22 protein-coding genes are annotated in these 23,045 nt (G+C 34.2%); 13 read left to right on the top strand and 9 right to left on the bottom strand.

Translation table 11 applies throughout. The annotated features are described in order from the left end of the window. Positions 1-317: 317 nt before the first annotated feature. The gene (locus tag KBP46_RS20495; protein ID WP_216444039.1) at positions 318-1,280 is read right to left on the bottom strand and encodes a hypothetical protein; all 963 of its coding nucleotides are present in this window, start codon (positions 1,278-1,280) and stop codon (positions 318-320) included. Between the two features lie 61 nt (positions 1,281-1,341). Then, on the bottom strand, positions 1,342-2,355 hold the full coding sequence (locus tag KBP46_RS20490) for a nucleoid-associated protein (RefSeq protein ID WP_216444038.1): 1,014 nt from the start codon (positions 2,353-2,355) through the stop codon (positions 1,342-1,344). Between the two features lie 523 nt (positions 2,356-2,878). On the opposite strand from KBP46_RS20490, the gene KBP46_RS20485 reads away from it, so the two are divergent. From KBP46_RS20485 to KBP46_RS20470, 5 genes are all read left to right on the top strand, one after another. Further along, positions 2,879-3,235: a hypothetical protein gene (locus tag KBP46_RS20485; protein ID WP_216444037.1), complete on the top strand. Its 357-nt coding sequence runs from the start codon at positions 2,879-2,881 to the stop codon at positions 3,233-3,235. Between the two features lie 82 nt (positions 3,236-3,317). Continuing rightward, positions 3,318-3,449 carry a hypothetical protein gene (locus tag KBP46_RS24070; RefSeq protein WP_262486817.1) on the top strand — a complete coding sequence of 44 codons (132 nt, stop codon included), beginning with the start codon at positions 3,318-3,320 and terminating at the stop codon, positions 3,447-3,449. Positions 3,450-3,500: 51 nt separating this feature from the next. Then, positions 3,501-3,896, top strand: a complete 396-nt coding sequence (locus tag KBP46_RS20480) for a hypothetical protein (RefSeq protein ID WP_216444036.1) — start codon at positions 3,501-3,503, stop codon at positions 3,894-3,896. 137 nt (positions 3,897-4,033) lie between these two features. Continuing rightward, complete coding sequence (locus tag KBP46_RS20475) at positions 4,034-4,630, top strand: hypothetical protein (protein ID WP_216444035.1); 597 nt, start codon at positions 4,034-4,036, stop codon at positions 4,628-4,630. 130 nt (positions 4,631-4,760) lie between these two features. Continuing rightward, positions 4,761-5,390, top strand: a complete 630-nt coding sequence (locus KBP46_RS20470; protein WP_216444034.1) for a hypothetical protein — start codon at positions 4,761-4,763, stop codon at positions 5,388-5,390. A gap of 36 nt (positions 5,391-5,426) precedes the next feature. Here the strand turns inward: KBP46_RS20470 and KBP46_RS20465 are convergent, their stop codons facing one another. Beyond that, positions 5,427-5,939: a thioredoxin family protein gene (locus KBP46_RS20465; RefSeq protein WP_216444033.1), complete on the bottom strand. Its 513-nt coding sequence runs from the start codon at positions 5,937-5,939 to the stop codon at positions 5,427-5,429. A gap of 84 nt (positions 5,940-6,023) precedes the next feature. Between KBP46_RS20465 and KBP46_RS20460 the strand changes: the two genes are divergently transcribed. The 6 genes from KBP46_RS20460 (at position 6,024) to KBP46_RS20435 (ending at position 9,842) form a co-directional block, all read left to right on the top strand. Beyond that, positions 6,024-6,599, top strand: a complete 576-nt coding sequence (locus tag KBP46_RS20460) for a hypothetical protein (RefSeq protein ID WP_123279328.1) — start codon at positions 6,024-6,026, stop codon at positions 6,597-6,599. A gap of 215 nt (positions 6,600-6,814) precedes the next feature. Continuing rightward, positions 6,815-7,084, top strand: coding sequence for a hypothetical protein (locus KBP46_RS20455; protein ID WP_114822606.1), 270 nt, complete (start codon positions 6,815-6,817; stop codon positions 7,082-7,084). Between the two features lie 59 nt (positions 7,085-7,143). Beyond that, positions 7,144-7,911: a GLPGLI family protein gene (locus KBP46_RS20450; protein WP_120232018.1), complete on the top strand. Its 768-nt coding sequence runs from the start codon at positions 7,144-7,146 to the stop codon at positions 7,909-7,911. Positions 7,912-8,102: 191 nt separating this feature from the next. Then, positions 8,103-8,894 carry an AraC family transcriptional regulator gene (locus KBP46_RS20445; RefSeq protein WP_216444032.1) on the top strand — a complete coding sequence of 264 codons (792 nt, stop codon included), beginning with the start codon at positions 8,103-8,105 and terminating at the stop codon, positions 8,892-8,894. Between the two features lie 155 nt (positions 8,895-9,049). Then, a complete protein-coding gene (locus tag KBP46_RS20440; protein WP_216444031.1) occupies positions 9,050-9,469 on the top strand; it encodes a DoxX family membrane protein in 420 nt (139 codons plus the stop codon). Between the two features lie 19 nt (positions 9,470-9,488). Further along, on the top strand, positions 9,489-9,842 hold the full coding sequence (locus KBP46_RS20435) for a dimethylsulfonioproprionate lyase family protein (protein WP_123279325.1): 354 nt from the start codon (positions 9,489-9,491) through the stop codon (positions 9,840-9,842). A 77-nt stretch (positions 9,843-9,919) separates the two neighbouring features. On the opposite strand, the gene KBP46_RS20430 is transcribed toward KBP46_RS20435, so the two are convergent. The 6 genes from KBP46_RS20430 to KBP46_RS20405 all read right to left on the bottom strand — a co-directional run bounded on the left by KBP46_RS20430 (position 9,920) and on the right by KBP46_RS20405 (position 17,643). Further along, positions 9,920-11,029 carry a heparan-alpha-glucosaminide N-acetyltransferase domain-containing protein gene (locus tag KBP46_RS20430; protein WP_216444030.1) on the bottom strand — a complete coding sequence of 370 codons (1,110 nt, stop codon included), beginning with the start codon at positions 11,027-11,029 and terminating at the stop codon, positions 9,920-9,922. Positions 11,030-11,369: 340 nt separating this feature from the next. Beyond that, a complete protein-coding gene (locus KBP46_RS20425) occupies positions 11,370-11,720 on the bottom strand; it encodes a hypothetical protein (protein ID WP_216444029.1) in 351 nt (116 codons plus the stop codon). Then, on the bottom strand, positions 11,687-12,190 hold the full coding sequence (locus KBP46_RS20420; protein WP_216444028.1) for a hypothetical protein: 504 nt from the start codon (positions 12,188-12,190) through the stop codon (positions 11,687-11,689). Before KBP46_RS20420 ends, KBP46_RS20425 begins: the two co-directional genes overlap by 34 nt. Before the next feature lie 175 nt (positions 12,191-12,365). Further along, positions 12,366-13,073, bottom strand: coding sequence for an aspartate/glutamate racemase family protein (locus KBP46_RS20415; RefSeq protein WP_065119644.1), 708 nt, complete (start codon positions 13,071-13,073; stop codon positions 12,366-12,368). A 340-nt stretch (positions 13,074-13,413) separates the two neighbouring features. Continuing rightward, positions 13,414-15,372 (bottom strand): hypothetical protein, encoded by a 1,959-nt coding sequence (locus KBP46_RS20410; protein WP_216444027.1) that lies wholly within the window; start codon positions 15,370-15,372, stop codon positions 13,414-13,416. Positions 15,373-16,200: 828 nt separating this feature from the next. Continuing rightward, a complete protein-coding gene (locus tag KBP46_RS20405) occupies positions 16,201-17,643 on the bottom strand; it encodes a LuxR C-terminal-related transcriptional regulator (RefSeq protein WP_216444026.1) in 1,443 nt (480 codons plus the stop codon). 848 nt (positions 17,644-18,491) lie between these two features. On the opposite strand from KBP46_RS20405, the gene KBP46_RS20400 reads away from it, so the two are divergent. Next, positions 18,492-20,006, top strand: coding sequence for a hypothetical protein (locus KBP46_RS20400; RefSeq protein WP_216444025.1), 1,515 nt, complete (start codon positions 18,492-18,494; stop codon positions 20,004-20,006). A 1,054-nt stretch (positions 20,007-21,060) separates the two neighbouring features. Then, positions 21,061-22,899, top strand: a complete 1,839-nt coding sequence (locus KBP46_RS20395) for a hypothetical protein (protein WP_216444024.1) — start codon at positions 21,061-21,063, stop codon at positions 22,897-22,899. Positions 22,900-23,045 lie beyond the last annotated feature (146 nt).

The following is a 23,045-nucleotide window of genomic DNA, read 5'->3' as shown; positions in this document are numbered from 1 at the left end:
TATGTTTTTAGTAAGTATCAAATATATACAACTAATTCACATATGAAGGATATTTTTCATTATGTTAAGTAATTGTTTATCTGATACAAACATATTTTTTACTTAAAAATTTCCGTATAAAATTAAATTGATTTTTATCCTGTTACTTAAACAAAATGCATTCATTAAAAAAAATTCATTTGGATATTTTTTTATATGTTAAATAGTCAATGTCAAACAGAGACTTTACATCTAAAGTCTGAAAATATGTAATTTTTCTGATGTCATATTATCAGATTTAGTGGTTTTGCCTTTTTGCTATTTCGCCTTTTTACTCCCTAAACTCCTCTGGGAATCATAATCTTCTTCGGATCATCCTCATCATACATAATCTCAATAGTTCCCTGTTTAGGAATGGAAGAGAGCTTTAGAAAGCTGACAATTTTCTTATATACCGCAATATGTTCAGTTCCTCTGAAATCTTTAAAACTTACCTGAAACATGATTTGTGGCTGATTATTAACAAGAAGACCTGTCTCACTTACACTGATGATATTGGCTTCAGCATTTCTTCCTGAAAAAAGAATACGTTCTTCTTTTGTATTTTTTAAAAACTTCCCGAAAATAAGCTGAAAAACCAGGACATAAATAATGGTCATCACCCCGCTGAAAATAATTGGGTGCATGAATGTCAGAAACCTCCAGCCGAAATCAAAGGATTCTCTCCAATAGAAATAAGAGTATAAGCCAATAACATAAGCAATCAATAATACAAGAAACGCAATTCTTAAAATCATTCCTGATGTATTGAATCCCACTTTCTGATCGCTTAAAATAAAGTAAGGTTCCTTTGATGCCTGAGGATTCAGCAGTACTTTTACTTTGTTTCCTGCGTCAAATCTTTTTTCGTATGGTTTAGAATCATGAAACATCGTTTTATGTTCTATCACCGTATTGCTGAGATTAGGAAATGAAAGCGTAACCTGAATGAGGTTCATCTTTTTCTTAGCAATGTATTTGAGGAGTTTATAATCAATGATTTTGGCTTCTCTTGGAATTCCGTTTCTAAGAATAGACTTTATCGTATTTTTCTCTTTAAAAGTTGTAATGAAAAGCTTATTGATAAAGAAAATAATCACATATCCCCATATTAACAAAGAAAAGCCGAGATACCCATAGCTCACCGCTAATGAATTTCTCGGTTCTGTTGCCAGCTCTTCACTCATCATATAAATGAAAATCGGAAAAGGAACGCAGAAAAAAAAGAGAAAAATTCCCCAGAAAATGATCATCAATTTCATAGCTGTTATTTTGTAATCAGCAATAAAGTTATGATATTATTATGGAACCGGAGATTTCTTTTTATACCTCTTTTTCGAAATAAAGTCTGTAATATTTTCCTTTATCATCCTCACCCATCTCGATTTTTTGTCGGTCTCCGTGGATGTAGATATGGAAGTTTTTATCTAATTTAATAATACTTTTAAAGTGTCTCTGTGTCTTTTTCACCGCAGCTTCACTGATTGGAAATTCCTCGGCAATATTCACCTGCATATCCTGTTCGTAATCTGTTTTAAAGTTCACAAAACTTTCAATTACATGCTCATCACCCAGTACTTCATTGGCAAATTCATCCAGCTTAAATTCTTCTTTTTCCTTGAAGAAATTGATAGACTTATTCAGGAAATCTGCCTGGTCTGCTTTGGAAACTTCAAATTCCTGAGGAAGTTGTTTGGTGATATAATCTTTATACACCATCAGGGCTTCCTGCGTGTGGAAATATTCGTCATCACGCTGTTTTACTTTCAGGAAATCTTCGAACCAGTAGTACATATCCCCGTTTTTGTTGTTATCAACTACAGAAAGTACATATCCTGTTTCTTTATTGTTGTTGTAGATCAAAGCTGCTTTATCAATTTTGGATAAACCAATACCCTGATCTTTTTCAATATCAAATGTCTCTTCAGAAGGATTGATTTTCAGGAAAGATTCTCTCTTCTCCGTTTTAAAAATCCCGATTTTATCCACTCTGTCCGGACGGTCGCTTTCATCTTCGAAAAGTACGATGAAAAGCTCTCCACTCTGAACTCTCGGGTTCTCAGCAGCCTCGAAAAGATGTTTGGCAATATTCTCAGATTCCCAGATAAACTTGGATTTATCATCAAAAATTTCAGATACTGCACTGTACACCGGATTATTCACCAGATAAGTGTCACTGTAAAAATGGAAGGTTTCTTCCGATTTAAAAGAACCTAAAAAGTAGTCTTCAAGCATTTCTGCCATTCCTTCTTCCAGCTTCAATTCCTCCTGGGAAAGTGTCAGCGAATCTCCGTTGATCTTATTCCCGACTCTGTGTACTATTATTTTTGAAAACATTTTCTGAATATTTGGACTGCAAAGATATTCATTCTTATCCTTACTGCGAAACTTAAAAAATGTCATTTTATACTACTCTCTTTTAACCACCCCGTCAAAAATTCTTTGAATTTTCGCCCCCCCTCCAAAGGATGGGAATTATCAATCCTCAGATTAATAAGAAGGTGTGATAGCAGCAATTTTTGTCTTTTTATTTTTTCCAAATTGATAAAACCCTTATCATTTTGACAGGCTTTTTTGTTTAAAAAACTCAACTATAAAATCATAATTTATTAATTACCAACATATTAATTACATTCTATTTTCATCGGAATACCATTGGCATCATGATTTGAAAACATAGAAAAATGGACTTAAAGACTTTAAACAGAATCGACAAGCTCAGAAGGTTAAAAAGCAAAGGACCTGCAACTCCAAAATGGCTTAAGCCCTATCATATGCTTTTTTTTGCTTTTTTAACCATTTTCATTTTTGGAGCCTTCATCAAAATGCTCGAACACTATCACCATTAAAATATAATACGATGAACTATTTACAAGCCGTAAAGGAAATCACTGATGTGGTTCCCGATTTTGAAAACGAAGTAAAAGAAATTAAAATTCAAAACTCATACAGCATTATCCGGACGTTTACGGAACGTATTAAAAATATGATCCGCCAGAATGACAGAAATCTGCTGTTCAGAAGTTTACAAAAAATGGACAAAATTTATACTGACGGAGACACGGTACTGAAGAATGCTATTGAAACTACTTTTATTTATTCTCTGGACAATTGTACCGCTTTCTGCACTGAGGAATACAGAAAAGTGATTTTTAGTCACATTTCTGCCAACCTTCAGAAAGTATATTCAAGACAAATTTACACTCACGGCATATAACCGTTTTGTTACATTTTTTATCCGTTTCATTACAAAGTGTTTAAATTAAACAAAAATAAAAATAACTCACAATCAATAGATTATGAAAAATAAAATCAGAAGAATTTCAGACTGGAAAACCTGGAAAACCACTACTAACAGGCACAATGCAGAAATATTACTCACTCACATCGCTGTGATCGTCGGAGTATTTATTTTTGCTGCCTGTCTTTAAATTTTGGTATACATTTCGCTGCAATATAAAGTGTTTGAAAAATTCTTAATTATGATGAAAGTACAAATGCAAACTATTAATCAAAAAATAGCTGTTGAATACTTAAAATTTTTCTATCCGCCACTTCGCAATGAAATCACCCAGCTGTCTGTACAGGACAATTTCGCCGGGATCATGCAGGCTACCGTGAATTATCTGAAGCACCTGCTGCAGGAATCGAAGATCAATATCATTGCCCATCACATTAAGTTGATGGACTGGATCTACAGAAACGGGAATTCTTATGTAAGAACCATGATTGAAAACCTTTTTGTAAGATCTTTCGAAAGTTTTAAAAAACATGCAAAGATCCAACATTGGAAACTTCTTTACCAATATATGCCTGTAAGCTTTCAGATCATTTATAATGAACAACAGAAGCAGGATCAGATGTATCTTGGAAAATAAATGAAATTAAAAGACGAAAAGGCGAATCCATACATTTGCTCTTTCGTCTTTTTACTTTTGGTGCCTATTACAGGGAATTTTCATCCTATTCTATTTCACAAGTCCGTGTAAAAGGCCTATTTTTGCAAAAAGTACCGATGAAATACCCATTTTACATTGCGATGCTGTCGTTATCGATGATCTCATGTGAGAATAATGACAATACGATTGATGATCCGAGACCTGTTGATAAAAATGTTTACCAGTTTCAATTTAAAAGCTATGTTGTAAAAAATACCGTGTTGTACCAGGGGGCAAAAGGAGAAAAATCTACTCCGGATGAATCTTATCTCAACAAGTATTGGAGTCTGTATCAGGAACCCGCCTGGGAAAAAATAAGCCTTGATCTTAAAAACAAGACTATCAAGTTGCTGTCAGAAACCTCAACTACAGATTTTACTTACAGTTTTACCATGGTGAATGATTCTGTAATGATCAAAGAGAATAACAATAATAAGCCAACTTACATTGGTGATTTCCATAAAGACACTTCTTCGTTCACTTTAAAAAGAACGTACAGATATGTTAAAAAAGTCCCCCGAGATGATCATGACGCCCTATTGATTACTAAAAGCGCTCATTTTGGGACCACCCAATACGAAAATATTTTTGTCAATATATTTTCTACTCCTTCTGAAATGATCAAAACAGGAGATCAGGTTTTATGGAGCAATATTGAATATTCTTATAAATAATTGTAGTTACCCCTCATTTCTTAATTATTAAACTAAAAAAACTTCCTGTCTTATTAAGATCCAGGAAGTTTTCATTGATAAACCTTCTATAATAATATATGTCAAAGATCGTTTATTGATAAACCATACCATGAAAATAAAATTTTCACTATTCTTTCTGTTTTCATTATACTTATTCAATGCCCAGATTTCCGACCAGCTAAAACAACTTATCGACCCTATAGATAAAGAATATTTTGACTTAACGATTAAAGAGGATTATGATACAGACAAGTATTCCAAATTATCCGAAATGTATAATGGAATTGATAAAACAGCAACCAATGATGAACTGTTTTATTTGGCGGTTAACGGAAGTACATTTATAAGAATCAATGCAATATCTTCTCTTATAGATAGAAATGACAAAAGGATTGTAGATTTATACCGTTATTATTCTAAGTTTACCTTAATCTATTATCAGAAAATGGGATGCGTGGTCACGGCTCAGGATATGGCATTAAGCAGTATACGGGGAAAGATTATGAATAAAATTAAATATTATGAACTGTATAAGCATATGAAAACACAAAAAAATTGGGAACTTCTATTTTCTAGTGAAGACATTGAATATTATGAAAAATTCAATGTGGGTGATTTTAAATCGTATGTAAAAGCATTTGATGAAATCGACAAAAAATTTATTCCAGAAAGAATAGAAACCAATGATTCCATCAAAGAAATATGGAAAGATAATAAACTTCATGTACCTTCATTATAAAAATAAATCCCAGGTAATATTCCCGGGATTTTATTTTTATTTCTTTACAAAGACTTTCTCTATAATCTGTGACTCTTCATTACTTAGTTTTGAGGCTTTCCCCAGCTTGGCAATGAAAGTGGTTACTTCTTCCGGTGTCGCAGGTGATCCCAGATTTTCTCCTTTAGCATCAAAAGAATCTGCCAATACTTCTCCTTTTGGATTTAGAATCAGCCAGAAAGGAAGCCCCGCGTTTCCGCCTTTATATTTATTCATAAGTTCCTGCCCGCCTGGATTTTCAAGGCTCTTCTTATCACCTCTTTCCTGCACGTCTACATATGCGGTGACAAATCTTTTATCAAAAATAGGTTTGGTTTCAGGGAGATCCATATTCTTTTCCATCATTTTGCACCACTTGCACCATGAAGCATGGAACACCAGTAAAACATTTTTCTTTCCTGCTTTAGCTTCTGTGAAAGCTTTATTTAATACAACATCTGCATTTTCCTGTGCTGCTCCCAACTGGAACAGTAACAAGGTTGCAACGATAATAATTTTAGAGTATTTCATTCTGAATTTTTATTTAAAATTTAAACGAATTTAGGTATTTAATCGTTCAGTTATTTTATTTAACTTTAATTATTATTATAAATAATGAGCTATAAATATTTCTACTGTTTTCTATTCACGTTTAGTCTTACAATATCTAATGCTCAGGTCTCTGAAGCAGTAAAAAAACTGGCACAGCCTTTAGACAATGTCTCATATGCAGAGTCTCCTAATATTGGAGTTAGAGGTGAAAAAAGCAAAATTTATAATCAATTTAAAAAAGTTGCCAAAATAGCCAGTAACGATGAACTCTATTATTTCGCAATGAATGGAAGCAATTCTTTAAGGGTTTATGCTGGTCAGGAACTATTTAAAAGAAATGATAAAAGATTTTTAGATATCTATACATTTTATTCCGCCAATCCTTTGATTATGAAATATACTCAAGGCTGTGTTGGAAAAAATAAAAATATTTCAGAATTTTTAAAAGATGAAGTATACTCTACCCAGTATTATATTTCGCTGCAGGATCAGTTATTAAAAAATAAAGATAAGCAAGATGAAATATCAAAATTACAATTAGACCAAATCAAAGAGCTGGGTTATGGGAAACTTACGGAAGAAAATATCAATGCAGTTAAAAAGCAGTTAGAAAAAATTGATAATAAAAAATCAAACTAAAATTTATCTGCTCAATATAATCGGCAAAACCAAAAGTATAAAAAATATTACTATACCCGCCGAATTTTCGTTGGATAATAGTTTTATTTTAAAGAGTATTTAAAGGAGCTTTAAACAAGACTTAAAATCTTTTTAATATCCTTACGGTTTTCCACATTTGGTGATTAGAAAAATAATTTTATATTTAAATTGTTAAATATTTAAAAAATATAATTATGAAAAAAGTATTATTACTTTCAGCATTTATGGTTGCTGGACTTGTTTGTGCTAAAGAAAGCACTTCTAACAAATTAGAGTCAAAAAAGGAAAAACAGCAAATTGCAGCCTTTACAAGGTATTTGGTGACTATCAAAACTATTTGTGGAACTACTTATCAAACAGTTTTTGATTCTGAATTTGATTCAAGTGATTGCCTTTACAACGAATGGGAAATGTATAACAATCAAGATTGTGGACATTCCAGTTATGAAAATCCAATGACGTAATGAAAAAAATAATGGGCTGTCTTTTAACAGCCTATTTAATTATAATATTTTGAGTACCTATGAAACCACTTTTTAGAATTTTTTTGTTATTTCTTTGTTTTAACTATGTGAGAGGTCAAGAAAAAAAAGATTATTCGGAAATCGAAGTAAAGTATAAATATACTTTTGTACAAGATACTTTGGATAAATTATCTACAATTAATGAGCCTATGGTATTACTCACTAATGGGAAAAAATCTATATATTATAGTGAAAATTATAAGGCTGCAGTGGATGGTTTTGGGAAAAAACTGGAAGATGCAATGAAGACCGGAAATATTGTTGATCCCGGCTCTCTTCCAAAATCTAAGGTAAAGCATAATGTATATAAGGATGAAAACAAAACCTATATATCAAATTATTTAGGAAGAAATTATTACACCTATGAGAGTCCTGATAAACTTGACTGGCAAATTGATAATAAAAGCACTTCTACTATTGGCGGCTATAAATGTAATAAAGCAGTTGTAAGTGCAGGAGGAAAAAATTTTATAGCTTGGTTTACTTATGATATTCCGATAAGTGATGGTCCATACAAATTTAGAGGACTTCCTGGATTAATATTAAAGATCAATGAGGTGAATAATTATATAGGTTTTGAACTTATATCAATAAATAAAACGAGTTTACCCATTGAGCAAAAAAAAGGGTTAATTGTATCCAAAGATCAATTTATAACAAAGAGAAAAGAATATATGAATGACCCCTATCAAGGTAAAATTAATAACCCTGAGTATAGAAAAATGATTGAGGACAATAAAAGGAAATATAACAATTCTTTAGAATAAAAAAATAAAACACCTGAATTTACAGGTGTTTTATTTTTCACTCATTATTTCTATACATCATTATAGCTAGCATTATGAGTGAGCTGTGTACCTGTAATTACAGTTGTAGCTTCATCAAAAGGATTTTTACAATATCCGTTTTGTTCCATCCAGTTACATCAATTTGATATTCACCTTTTAACAGATCTGAAATGATTGAAATAAGAAAATACTCCAACCAGGCAGGATATCCTGAACCGCGACGGGTCATCAGATACACCTTATTCTGGTGCCAGTCCGGAAATGCAGAAATTCTGATTGATGAAAATATTTTCATCATGGCAGCCGGGCAAGTTGTAACGATTACCTCAGGGCAGTTTCATCAGTTAAAATCGGTGAAAGGAGAAGTGATTGCTCTGGAATTCACGCTGGATTATTTCTGTAAAAGCGACAATGATATTGAGCTTATTTTCCACAATGGTCTCTTCTGTCATTTTGGAATGAATGAAATGATTGCTATACAAAACCCTTCATTTTTTACTGAAACGCTGAATGTTATTGAAAAAGAAATTCAGGAACAGCCTTACCAGTATCTGATCTCTACGCATTCTATGGTTGAATTGCTATTGGTGGAAATAAACCGCAGTAAAATTGCCAATGGTGATGAAATCTGGAAACCGGATGCTTTATTTTTAAAATTCCTTGAAAGTGTAAGAGATCATTTCCAAGACAATTATCAGGTCTCTCATTTTGCAAATCTTCTTGGAACTACTGAAGCCAAACTGAATGAGATTTCAAAACTTCATACCAACAAAACGGCTCAGAATGTGATCTACAGTCTTACCATCTCCGAAGCCAAAAGACTTTTACTCTACGAAAAACTTACCGTAAAAGAAATCGCCTACCAGCTAGGCTTTAATGATCCTTTCTATTTTTCAAACTTCTTTAAAAAACATACCTCACGTTCTCCAAAAGAGTATCAGAAAGCGGTAAAGGAAATGTAAAAAAAGGAGTTTCAGTCTGAAGAAAAAAAATTAACAGCCTCTTATTAACTTCCCTCTTCCCTCAGATATTATATGCTTTTTCCAGAATTGTCTATTCTTTAGGCAACGGCTTTCGCTGAACTTTGTACTGTAATTAAAACCTAAAAATTATACGTATGAAAACGCAACAGGATGCCGCCGTTTTTTTATTAAGAATTGCTCTGGCTGTCGGATTTTTATCTGCTGTGGCAAGCAGAATGAATCTTTGGGGAGCACAATCTTCCGGCTGGAAAAATTTTGTTCATTATACCGCGGAAACCAATTCATTTTTACCACAATCTTGGGCAGCCATTATTGCAATATTATCTACCATTGCTGAACTGTCAATCGGAATCCTGCTTCTTTTAGGTTTTCAGATAAAAAGAACGGCAACGTACGCCTCTATTCTCACTTTATTTTTCGCAATAGCCATGAGCATTTCTTTTGGAATTAAAGAGCCTCTGGACTATTCAGTCTTCGCATTCAGTGCCGGAGCGTTTCTTCTGCGTACTTTTCCCCGTTACGTATGGAGTTTAGACCAACTTTTACATCAATAACAATTAAAATTTACATATTATGAACACCAACATCCACGATTACATCGTAAAAACAGAACAGAAAGAATGGCAGCCTTTAATTGAGAAAGGGATTCATTATGAAGGGATTTTTGTAAAATCTTTGAAATTTGATCCTGAAAAAAAACGTTCTACCAGTATTCTTTTAAAATTTGAACCAGGAGCCAGCTATCCTTATCACAATCATCCTGCAGGAGAAGAATTGTTTATCATGGAAGGTGATGCAATTATTGCAGGAGCCCGGCTTGAAAGTGGTGATTATTTATACACTCCTCCAAATTTTAAACATGCCGTGAAGTCAGAGCAGGGCTGTATCATTCTTTTTATTATACCGGAAGAAGTGGAAATTCTTTAGGCTGATAGCCAGATAAAACCACAGTAAAACTTTTTTACTGTGGTTTATTATAATTCAAAAAAATAGGGTTGGATTTATTATTTCAAAGCTGTTTTGTCCGGTGATAGTGAATTGAAATCTATTAATGTTTTTTTCTTTCTTATAATATCTACCAAAGTCTGTACTGAAAATGTGAGCATGATATAGAATAGAATAAGTACTGATACATATCCAATTTCATGTTGTCTGTATCCGAAAATTCCTTTTCCCCATGAGATCAGTATCCATTGGATCATATACATTGAGGTTAAATTTTTACTGCAGTATTTTAAGACACGTATAAAACCATTTTCTTTAACTTTGGTAGTCATGGTATTGATTAACCATAAAAATAGTAAAGTCCAGCCTGCAAAATAAATAACACCTCCAGGACCCATATGATAAAAACCGTTGTAATTATAATCTCCATACAGAAAAACCAGCGGTGCTCCTATAGCAATGAACAATAATCCTACATACAGCATTTTTCTAAATATTTGTTTGATATCGTAGTTCAGTTCCTGAAACCATTTCCCGAAAAACATTCCGATGATGATAAAAGCCATCCATGGAAAAACAGGAAAATACACGTAGGCAGGATAATCGGTATTGAAAAGAAGATCCAGGATATAATTGATCACAGGATAATCAAGAGTAAGTCCGCTTACCTCTCTGGATATCAACGCAACGAATAAACCTAATGCCAGAATGATATATTTATTTTTCACATACGCCCTGATAAAGCCGGCAAATAATAAAGACATCCCCGCCAGCTGTAAAATATCACCCAACTGTACCAGATATACATACTGTTGCTCGATAGGTGCATGCCATCCGTATTTCTGAATAAAATTATCGGGAGCAAAATTAAAAATGACAGGAATCATAAACTTCATAAAATTCATCAAGAGGCCTGCAAATACCAGTAAAACGCCTCGTTTTAATGCACTTTTAAGACTTTGATGGCTGGAAGTCATGAAAGTAATTCCCATACAGATCAGAAAAATGGAAGTTCCCCTTCCAAGAAAAACAATAAAACTGCCGACAGCTGTTTCATATTGTGATTTTACATTGGCATACACCAATAAAGTATGTATAATGATCATTCCGATGACACTTATACCCTTTATTATATCCAGAGTAAGGATTCTTTTGTTTTGTGATTCCATAGTTTTTAATGAGAATTTGGATTAGATGGACAAAATTGTATTCATTAATGATTTTCTTAAATTATATTTTTATTTATTCTAAATAAAAATCAAATATACAAATTAAAACCACTTCTCATAATTCATGAATCAATTTTCATAAAACAGTAATAATTAAATACTTAATCCACTATTAATTAGAATAATATTTCCAACGTTCAAGTATGTAATTTTCCCTCGAATTGTCCGAAAGTGAAACGGTTAATACTCACTATCCTTTAATAAAAAAACTCTTCCGTCAGGAAGAGTTTTTATCATATCTAAACTTATAACTCGGAACCATAATGTGATCTTTTAGAAATCATAGCCCCGAACCAAGCATTTTTATCCAGATCGGTTTATACTCCGGATTTTTAATACCTTCCGTATGATAGGGATTACCATGAACAGGCTTATTGGATTGCTGACTAATAGGCTGATCTAAAGCAAAAACATTCTCTGCAGGAATATGAAGTTCTTTACAAATTTTCGCTAGCTCTGTTGCAGCACCTTCTTTCACATGGTAGGTTGCAAAAACATTTTGGGGTGATGTCACCAGTTTTTGAGAGTACCAGCCTGCAATTTTTTTTGTTTTAGAATCACTGTAATCCCAGCCACCAGAAAAGCTGATAATTCTTGCTACAGACTCATGCTGGGCAATAAATTCTGCCATTCCTCCCCCTGGGATTGACCAGCGATGGCAATTTTGCTCCAAAGAGGTTTACCTGTGTTCTGATCCAGATATTGAGACCAGACACCCTCTTTATCATTTTTCGACAAATACTGTAAAAGTTTTGTCAGGCGAGGGATAATGGCATCCTGATACTGATCCGGAATAGGCAGAAAAGTATTATCACCATAAATACGTTTCCTACGAAACTCAGCAGCACAGTCAACATTTTGACTCAAATAATCACCTTTACAGACCTGCGAAACTCCAGGTGCACTCATAAAAGAGAGTGCAATAATTCTGTATCCCTGGTCCAATACAGTTTTAAAAAAGCTCTGAGGAACATGATCAGTTGATCCTCCGGTTCCCGTAAGCCATAACAACACTTTATTGTTTTTAATGGCCTTGTCATAAATTACACGATGCGCACTGTCCCAATTCTTTACTGAAGGGTCAGCTTCACTGGGTTTCACCTTGAGTCTTTTATATGCTGAAAAATCAATAGTCGGACTTACCTTTTGCGCTGTCAAATTTGCGGACAAACTTACCATGACAAGTAAAATAAATGTCGCAATAGCAGATAACGAAATCTTTTTCTCCATAATATATATAATTAAATTAAACAATTAAAAACTCTTTAAACAAATATTAAAACTCAGATCTCAGGATAAAATCTACTCCCATTTGAGCATGTAGCAATGTGGTATTGAATATCGGTATATTCAGATCATTTTGCCCTATAATAAGGGGAAATTCAGTACATCCTAATATAATACCCTCCGCACCCTTTGATTCCAGAATTGCAATCTGATCCAATATGTATTTTTTTGTTTCAGGCTTTAAAATACCAAGAGACAGTTCTTTTTGTATAATGGTATGAAGCTTTTCTCGGTCTTTCTCTTGGTCGGGTACCATTATATCAATATCATATTTATCTTTTAGGATTTTTGCAATAAATGGCTCCTCCATGGTAAATATTGTTCCAATAAGCCCAACCTTACAGAGCCCTTTTTTCCGGACTGCAGCGCCTATTGCATCTCCAATGTGCAGTATGGGAATCATGCTATGTCGTTGCACATCATGATACACTTTATGAGGTGTATTGGCACAAAACATTGCGGCAGATGCTCCGGCTTTATACAACTGATCACAAGCCTCAATCAGCATTCTTGCTATTGCATCCCATTGATCCGACTTTTGTAACTGATGCATACAATACTGATCAAGATTTACTAATACAAGAGGAGGATTTGTATTATTACCGAAATGATCATTGATGGTTTGATTCAGGTACATGTAATATTCCAGCGTTGAATGCCAGGAAAGACCTCCGATAAGACCTAATTTTCGTAACATAGGATGCTGCATATTTTGATGATTATCTATAGAACTTGTATTGTAATTAAACATAAATTAATTGAAGTATTTTTTATTTTTATCTTAATAATATTTCATATAATCTTTAAATTATTCATTCCTAATTTCAATTACCTTAAAATTAGGCTATGATCCATTGCAGATTATATTCGTAATGAAAATAAGCTATACCAAAAAGCATAGCTTATTTTTATATCTTGAAAATGGTCTCATATCAAAAACCTATATTGCAGATTTTCAACAAATAAGAAATCCTTATCTTTCTATTTACTAAATTACAGATCTTACATTTCTATATTTTATTGATAAGATATGCTACTTATTTCCCTAAATAAACAAACATATTCACACTTAAGCTTTGAGGCTGTATATTGATGGACTGCTGCGCTACACCACCGTTTACACTATTTGTGTTAAATGAATGGGAGTGCGGATTCTGGTATAATACATTAGTATTAACATGATCAAGATTTCTCGTACCTGTACCAATTTTTCCAGCTAAGAAGGTATATGAATAAGTATCAGTTGCTGGTCTACCATTGTTATTGATAATATCATACTTTATAGTAGGCTCAGCAGAACTGGTTGTACCGGATAACTGAAAATCAGGCAATTGATTCCTTGCTATTATACGGGAGTTGTTACTGTTAATACTTCCCAATCTTGTACCATCCTGTACTAAGTAAGAGTTACTGGCATTAGGAATATATGATGCAAAACCTAAAGAATTTGCCGCAGCTCTTTGAGTAGTAGTCAGACCACCTGTTGGTCTTCCATCTAGTTTTACCCATCCGTTATGATCAGAAACTGAAAAACTTGCCTTAATATCTCCAATATTAGCTGAGCTTACTCCAACAGTACCCCCATCGGTAGATCTCCAGTAAGAATTACTGAAAACATATTCCAGTGCTTTACCATTGGGAACGGTAACGCCATCCAGTGTAGCTCCAAATCCTCCTGTGGTATTATTATAAACGATCAGTCTCTGGCCCGCATTTGGAGCTGCTGGAGCCGAAATAGCCACATTTGCTGTAGCAGCACCAGTAAGCTGTACCTGGCTTACGTTAGGCGGAACGGTAACATTATTACCAGAAACAGTTAGTACAGTTTCACGATTGGTAATCGCTCCATTCACATCCATTGCTGTACCCGGGGTTGTGTTAACACCTACATTCCCCCCCGCTGGATTTAACACCAGAGGAAGTCCTGTAGTAGCTGTTTTGTTCTGGCTTGAAATATAAGATCCATAAGGAGAGTTTGCATAGGTTCCGAAATCAAGAGCATGATTACTGTTTCCATCAACCCGAAGTGTGGCATTGGTAGTTGCTGTACCCAGTGCAGAAGGCTGGGCATTGCTCCCAGCTACCACCAGTTTATTAGTGGGGGTCACAGTCCCTACTCCAACATTTCCGTCTGAGGTAATACTCACTTTCTGAGTATTATTGGTAGTAAATCTCAGATCATTAGCAGTAGTGGTCCCCACAGAAACTACACCTCCTCCGATATAGGATTTAAAATTAACTGTACCATTGGTATGATTCAATCCAAAGCTATTATCTGGTGTACTGATAGTAAGTTTGGTATCGGGTGTTGTGGTGCCGAGACCTACACGGTCATTAGCCGCATCCACAGAAAAGGTACTTCCATCCACAGAAAATGCATTGGTCTTTGTACCTGTAAATGCTAAGGTATTTCCTCCCTGTATTACTCTTCTGTGACCAGTAATAGTACCATCCGCATTATAAATATTGACAGAAGAAGCACCCCCTGAACCACCATTAATAGATCTCCATCCAGAGTTACTGTATATATATTCTAAAGCTTTACCATTGGGAACAGTAACGCCATTCAAAGTAGCCCCAAACCCACCTGTGGTATTATTGTAGACAATAAGGCGCTGACCAGCATTAGGAGCTGCAGGGGCTACAACAGCTATGTCAGCGGTAGCTGACCCCGTAAGTTGTACCTGACTTACATTAGCTGGAATAGTAACAGAATTACCTGTAACATCCAATGTTGTTTCACGATTGGTAATCGCTCCGTTCACATCCAATGTTGTACCGGGAGTAATTGTACCAATCCCCAGATTACCATTGGGGGACATCATCAAATCATCTTTAGCCTGAGCTGCGGTAGGTACTCCTGTGGGTGGGTTATTTTTTAGCCCATCAACGCTAAGTATTCCCTGAGGATTCGCTGTATTAATCCCCACTTGTGACTTGGCCAACAGGGAAAAGATAACAAACATACTTGTTAGTAATAAATTTTTTTTCATCATTTGTGAATTAATTTTAAAAAATTAGTTAATATTAAAAAAATCATTTGTGTGTGAATAATGTTATAAATAACATCAACAATATTAGAACACTTAAAATGAAGCTCAAAATAGAACCATACAACACACATGCATTTCGCATACATCAATAGTACATCACATCTCAAATACTATAAAACTCATATAAAAGCATTACTAATTCACAAAAACAATATATTTAATATACCTGCTATCTTTTTATAAAAATTACAATAAATTACTTGTTTATACTTAACAAAAAGCAAATTGAAAACGTCTGTATTCAGAGTTAATAATATAACAAACAGTTATTTATTTTTTTTCAATCATAGAAATAAGGAGTATTGCTCCCAAATAATAAATGATCAAATTAACTGGTTAATATGCCTGAAGTAAAAGTAGACAGTAAAGTTCCGAAATGATATTGGACATCTATTACCATTCAAAAAAGAAACATTTTGATTAATTGAGAGAATTATCCTTAAGCTGCTTATTAATCGGTATGAAAAAGCTAACCGGAAAGCTCAGCAGCTACATTCTTTTTATGATAAATTTATTAAAAACTCAAAATTCCAATATGATAAGAAAAAGTATTAAATTCCTTGACGATAACTCAGAAGAGAAAATAATGTAATGACAGAATCTCAAGTACCTGAAAAAAAATTCTATCCTATTATCCCCTTAATCAAATAATAGATTATTTATAACATAATAAAAAAACATTTTCTTAAAGTTGGCATTAATTAAATTAATAGATATAAAATGAAAATCTATATAATACAAGGCTGAATGTTTCATTATGCTATTCAAAATTTATGGCTCCGTTATAGATCTGAAAAAAAGATACAGATCTGTCTCGCTTTCCAGATTCAGTTTTTTCCGTATCCTGTATTTTTTTGTCTGTACAGATCTGTGCTCCATAGAGATACAATGTGCAATTTCCTTTGAAGAAAAGCCTAGCCATATCAAAGCACAAAAAGCTAAATCCGACTTGGAAAGATTAGAATTTATTTTTAACAATTCCTTATATAGCTCCGGATAGGTTTCCTGAAATTTTGGAAAAAAATCAACCTTTTTTTCTTTGGCAAGTTGAATAATATGCTCATAATTTTCACTGAGTTTTCTTTTTAAGTCTTTTGTTTCCTTTCCTATTTCAATAATTATTTTTTCGCTTTCCGCAAGCTTCTTTTTCTTTTTTCTTATACGCAAATAAAAATAAACAGCAATTAAAATAACTAAAAACATGGAGATACCACTATACCACAAAGCGGTATTATTTTCATTTTTAAGTTGAGCCTTTTCATTTTCCCTTTCTTTATTCAATATGTTAATGGAAAGATCTATGGCTTGGTTTTGGTTGGCATCCAAGCTGTCTTGCAATAAGATCGATTTGTTCAGATATTCATTTTCTTTATCAGAATTACCTTCTTTTTTATAAAGTGTAGACAATTCCTTATAATTGTCAAGAATAAGCTTGGGTCTATTGACCTGTTTTGCAAGCCCGATCGATTTCTTAATTGAATCGATAGCCTCGCTGATTTTTCCCTGACTGTGCAGAAATACCCCATAGTTCTGTAAAACAACAGCTCTCTGGTATTTGTTATGTTTGAAGTTCTTGGTTTCTAAAATCGTAAAAGCTTTTTGAAAGTAATACCAAGCAGAATCAGGCTTCGATTCAAATAAAGTATAGTGTTGTGCAATATTAGCTATATCGAGAGGATTTGCATCTATTTTCATAGATTTATGAAGATAAATAATGGCAGAATCAGGGTGTTTTATCTTATACATGTATACAGATCTGGTTGAATAGACATAGCGTAAAAACAGGCGGCAGTCCCGGTTATCTTTTCGCAGCTTCAAACCATAATTCATCGCTTTTGAATTATATTCCAAAGCCAACCTGCTCACATCCATTTTACTATAAACCTGGGCATACTCCTGATTAATTTTACCAAAAAGAAAATTATTATTGCTTTTCCTGGATATATCTTCAGCCTTCTTTAAATATTCCAGCCCCTTCTTTACATCACCTCCAAATATCAACCGGTTGGCAATATTGGTATACCCTATTGCCTCTCCTTCACGGTAGCCAATCCGGATTGCTTCTTTTATGATGCGTTTATTCCAACGAATAAGATCATCATCGGATATTCTTGTCCGAAGTACTTCGTTTGTTTTTATCAGTAAAGTATCAATATTACTTTCTGTATAGTGTTGGGACAATAATTCCGAACAGCACAGTAGTAAGGAAAGCAAAATTATTTTATTGATTTTTTTTAAAAAGAACATAATAATAAATAGTTAATTGAAGATAAAAAACTACTGATTAAGGCATAATTATTACAGAAAAAAACATGGCAATACTTCCCTATCCATCACAATTTTCCGTTCCATGTAATACAGTTATTATAAAATTCACCCTTTTCCGGATGATATTAATTTTTATGCAAAATTCAAAATCTCACGAGGAGATCAGTGGGTAACTTTTCTTATACACGTATCTATTTTATTTTTCACAAGGTTAAAAAAAGTAATAAAAAATACATAAAAACAACATACATCACACATACATCATACATCTAAATACTCATTAATAAAGACTCACAACACATGATACAACTTCACGACATCTGCTATAAAAGCACCTATTTCCACCTGGCAGCAAAAAAATTCCGTACAGAATCAACATATTTATCTGTCTCTTTATTAATTTAAATCAATAACACATTCATTTCTCCACCATAAACCGTGATTTGAAATTATAATGATAAACCAATCTTCATTTTCAACCTCTTTTAGTAAGCTGATAAAAAGCAACCAAGACAAAAAGTAAAGATAGCATCCTCCTTTTTAATTCACTACGTAGAGGTTTAATTTATTAATAATTTTTCCTCTTATCACTTATTTTTTTCAATAAAAACACGCAAATGATGTACCTATGATATACCCATGTTGTATCTATGGTAAGTATATAATACGCTTTACAAACTTCACCAAACATTACCTTTGCAAAATCAATAATAAGTAAAACATGTAGATAGTTCAGTAATATCTTCGTTGCTATTATAATTGTTGATATAAGAGATAATTAATTAACATATATTATGAAAAAAAATTTATTCGTAGTGGGGATGCTTGCTACTTTTTCATTGGTAAAATCACAGGTGGGGATTAATACCACAACTCCCACCGCAACCCTTGATGTGACAGCTAAAAACAGCACAGGTACTGGTACAACAGTAGAAGGACTGCTTATTCCCAGGGTAGACAGACAAAAAGCTCAGAGCATGACCGGAGTTCCGGTATCAACCCTTATCTATGTAAACAGTATTGCTACAGGTACTGCTACGGGTACTGCTTTAAATATTGATACCGTTGGCTATTATTATTATAATGGTACCATATGGACAAAGCTACATAACCCAACAAATTCAACTGCTGCTAATCTTTACAATACGGATGGTACCCTTACAGCAAACCGTACCGTTACACAGGGAGCCAATACCTTAGCATTTACAGGAACACAGACGAATGCATTTTCTGTAGATGGAAGTACCCTATCTATAGATGCTGCCAATGATCGTGTAGGTCTTGGTACCATAACACCTGATACCAAACTTACCATCAGTACGCCTGATAATAGCTTTGGATTAAATCATACCAATGGGACAGTGAACTTAAAAACATATATCGGAGCAGGAGTAGCCTCCGTGGGAACCACTACTGCTAATGATCTGAGATTCACAACGAATAACACTCAAAAAATGACTATTACTCCAGCAGGAGATGTAGGTATAGGTACCGTCACACCCGACACTAAACTTACCATCAGTACAGGAGATAACAGCTTTGGATTAAATCATACCAATGGGACAGTGAACTTAAAAACATATATCGGAGGAGGAGCAGGTTATCTGGGGACCACCACTTCAAATAATCTGAACCTGATGTCCAATAACAATACAAAAATGACCATTACTCCTGCAGGAAATGTCGGGGTAGGAGTTAATACTCCTGATAATTCGGCTTTGCTGGATCTTAATGCTGCCAATAAAGGGCTTTTACTTCCAAGAGTATCCCTTTCATCCACATCAGATGCCAGTACTGTTCCCGCACCCGCAAAAGGACTTATGGTATATAACAACAATGCAGCCATGTCGTCTCAGGGAGAAGGAATTTACTATAACGGAGGAACAAGCGCAGCACCAAACTGGGGTAAAATAGGCCCTGTTTCAAAAATGTATTTTAAATATTATACCTTTACAAACCCGAATGGAGATTTCATCTCTAATTTTGATACAAAAATACCTGTTTCTTCATATACTGCTATTGTGGTGGGGTTTGACACCAACAATCACGGCAGCACCACTGCTGGCTTTAAAGGTAATGGATCTACCAGTTTTGATTTTCAGGTACCAGATATATATACCTTTCAGCAGAACGGAACATGGAGAATTTATGCAGATGTTCCTAATGCAAGTAGTACATCAGGAAGTTCATTTGTTTGGGGAGTCAGGTTGTTGATCATTTCCAACGAACAAATGACTATTTTGAGTGATGGCGGTTATAACCTTGGAGGCAGCAGCGTCGGAGCAGCAACAGCTTCACCGGTTCCATAGCCGGAACAATAATGAAATCATCCGGAACATATCCGGAATCAAATACTCTTCAAAAAATATTTTGAAGAGTATTTGATTTATCGACCTGTCCCTTTTAGTAATGAAGCCGTTTAAACTCTTATATTATTATTTTTAACTACAAAAGACACAAAAGTTTAGACTCTCAATTTTTTTAGATTCAAACTTTATGTATAATAAGTCCATTTAAGCTTGGTGAAAATCTTTGCCTATTGAGCGAAGCCTAAATATCACCTTATGTGAGCTTTCCCACAGTCTCAAAGGTATTTTTAAATGAAACATTTTGTGACTTTTGTAGTTTTGTAAAGTTTAAACAACTTTAATAATAGCTTCGACGGGCTCAGCCTGATAACGCTTAAAAATTTTGGTTGCCACCCTGAGCCTGTCGGAGGCTATTAATAAGAAAACCTTTATTACATATTAATCTCTGGTGTTAATAAAAGAGATATGTCAATAATATTATTAAGCCGGGATAATTATTAGTATTCTGAGACTTACTCATCCTGGTTTGTATTTTTACAATTACAATGTGCAGTAATCACATTCAGACTTTTTAGAATTTTTATCCCTTTACAATCACAAATATTTTTTAAACCGAAACATAAAAACCTTTAAAAAGGACTAAAGAATGTTAATATGCAGCAACAATTCCAAAGTTTAAATCAAAAAGAGAAAATGTATAAAAGGTTAATTATTTCACATAATAATGACAATTAAAAGTACAAAATACAAGTATTACACTCAAATAATGCATGCATGATGTATATATGGTGTATATCAAAAACACACAAATAGCTCAAATAAGATTTATTTTGCTACAAATAATAATTTATGAATATTATGAAACAAGTTTAAACCCAAAGAAAAAGCAATACCATAAAGCATGATTTTATTTTGTTTTAACCATCGAAATAAAAACAGAGAAGTAAAAAAATGGATCTGACAGCCAGATGTTAATCAGTATGGATACATTTTAGATATGATAGAGTTTTAAACAAGGAGATATTAATTTGTTCTAATCTTAATTCTTATACTTATGAAAAAAAAAATATTACTAGCAGGCTTGCTCACCACCTTCTCTATGGTGGTTAAATCACAGGTCGGAATTAATACAACCAATCCTCAGGGAGTATTTAATATTGATGGATTAAAAAATAATCCAACAACCGGGACACCTACTGCTGCTCAGGCTAAAGATGACCTGGTGACAACTTCCAATGGTAATCTGGGGCTGGGTGTTATCAATCCCGGCACCACATTGGATGTGAACGGAGCAATTACCAACCGTGAAACGCCATTGGCTGTCACAGGTAATGCCGTTACAATCCCAGCTAATGTAAGTTTGGTACAGCTTACAGGAGCAGCTACTACAAACGTAGCTGTTACAGCGCCTGTTGCTCCTAATGCAGGTCAGCGCCTTATTGTCTACAATAATACCACAGGTGGATTTGGGGCTATTTTGAATGGCGTTACTGTTCCTAATGGTAAAGCACAGGAATTTATTTTCAGCAATTCATCCTGGAAGTCTATTGATGGTAGTTCCGGAGGAGGTTCTTCTGTCAATATTTATAACACTGATGGCACCCTTACGGGAAATAGAACGGTAACACAGGGAGCCAATACCTTGGCATTCACAGGGACGCAAACCAATGCATTTTCCGTAGATGGAAATACCTTATCTGTGGATGCAGCCAATGGCCGTGTAGGAGTAGGTACCACTACTCCTGATACCAAACTTACCATCAGTACTCCTGATAATAGCTTCGGGTTGAATCACACTAATGGTAGCGTTAATTTTAAATCCTATATCGGAGGAGGTGTAGTATCTGTAGGAACCACTACAGCTAATGATCTGAGATTTACTACCAACAATACCCAAAAAATGACAATCACTCCAGCTGGAAATGTCGGAGTCGGAACAATAACTCCCACTAATAAAATGGTGGTAGCTGGGAGCAATGCCCAGCCTTCTGCACTGGGTACAGCAACTACCAATGCCACGTTTCGGGTTGACGGGAGCACAAACCATGCTTTGGATTTCGGAACCTATGCAAACTCTCCTTATGGATCATATATTTCAAGCCAGAATAAAAGTTCAGCTGCAGGTCTTCCTTTAGTACTCAATCCAATGGGTGGAAATGTTGGTGTAGGCACCAGTGCTCCTGATAATTCAGCATTACTTGAGCTCAATGCAACCAATAGAGGTTTTTTACTGCCCAGGGTATCATTAACATCTATGACGGATGGATCTACAATTGCTTCTCCTGCAAAAGCGCTTATGGTTTATAATTCCAACACAGGATTAGCTCCTTATGGAGAGGGGGTTTATTATAATTCTGGAACTTCTACAGCTCCTAGCTGGAGTAAATTAGCTCCTCAGACAACTGACTATCAGCTTTTAGGGGTTTTTACTGATACAGCAACCTTTCCGGTAGATCAGCTAGCAACGGGAAATGGTGTTATTATAAATGATCTTGATCTGGGATTGTCTGTTTCCGTTACAGTTCCTGCCAATAGCACAGCTAAAATTGTTGTGGATTATAATGTTCCGGTCGGCACCACAAATACAGCTTCAAATGAATTAGGCTATTATGGTGTACGCTTTATCAGAAACGGCGGAGAAGAGCCAGCAGGCTCAAGAAAATATACTATTCCTGAAGGCAGTAATGGTTCTCAAATGGTTTCTACCGTTGGAAAATATTCTGAAACCTATAACAATACCAGCGCTTCTCCTGTTATAATAACTTATACTTTAAATGGATATGTTGAAAGTACAAATCATCCAGTTAGGTTTAATATGTGGGCAGCTTCAGGACAAAACTTCAACTGGGGTGTAGGCTCAATATCTGCGACAGCTTTTGTTAAAGATAATTAATACAAAAAAAAGATTTAATAATTACTATAAAGGTCTTTTGGAGGAAACTTCAAGAGGCCTTTTTTATTTTCCTGAATCAATAAAATAAATATCAGATTTTAACTTTATTAACTAATCCTTTTAATTAATACCCGAGATTAATGATT

Origin of the sequence: Chryseobacterium sp. PCH239 (assembly GCF_018924625.1) — a bacterium.
Lineage (GTDB): Bacteria > Bacteroidota > Bacteroidia > Flavobacteriales > Weeksellaceae > Chryseobacterium > Chryseobacterium cucumeris.
The sequence above is the reverse complement of the archived record's forward strand: the minus strand, read 5'-3'. Positions and strand labels throughout refer to the sequence as shown.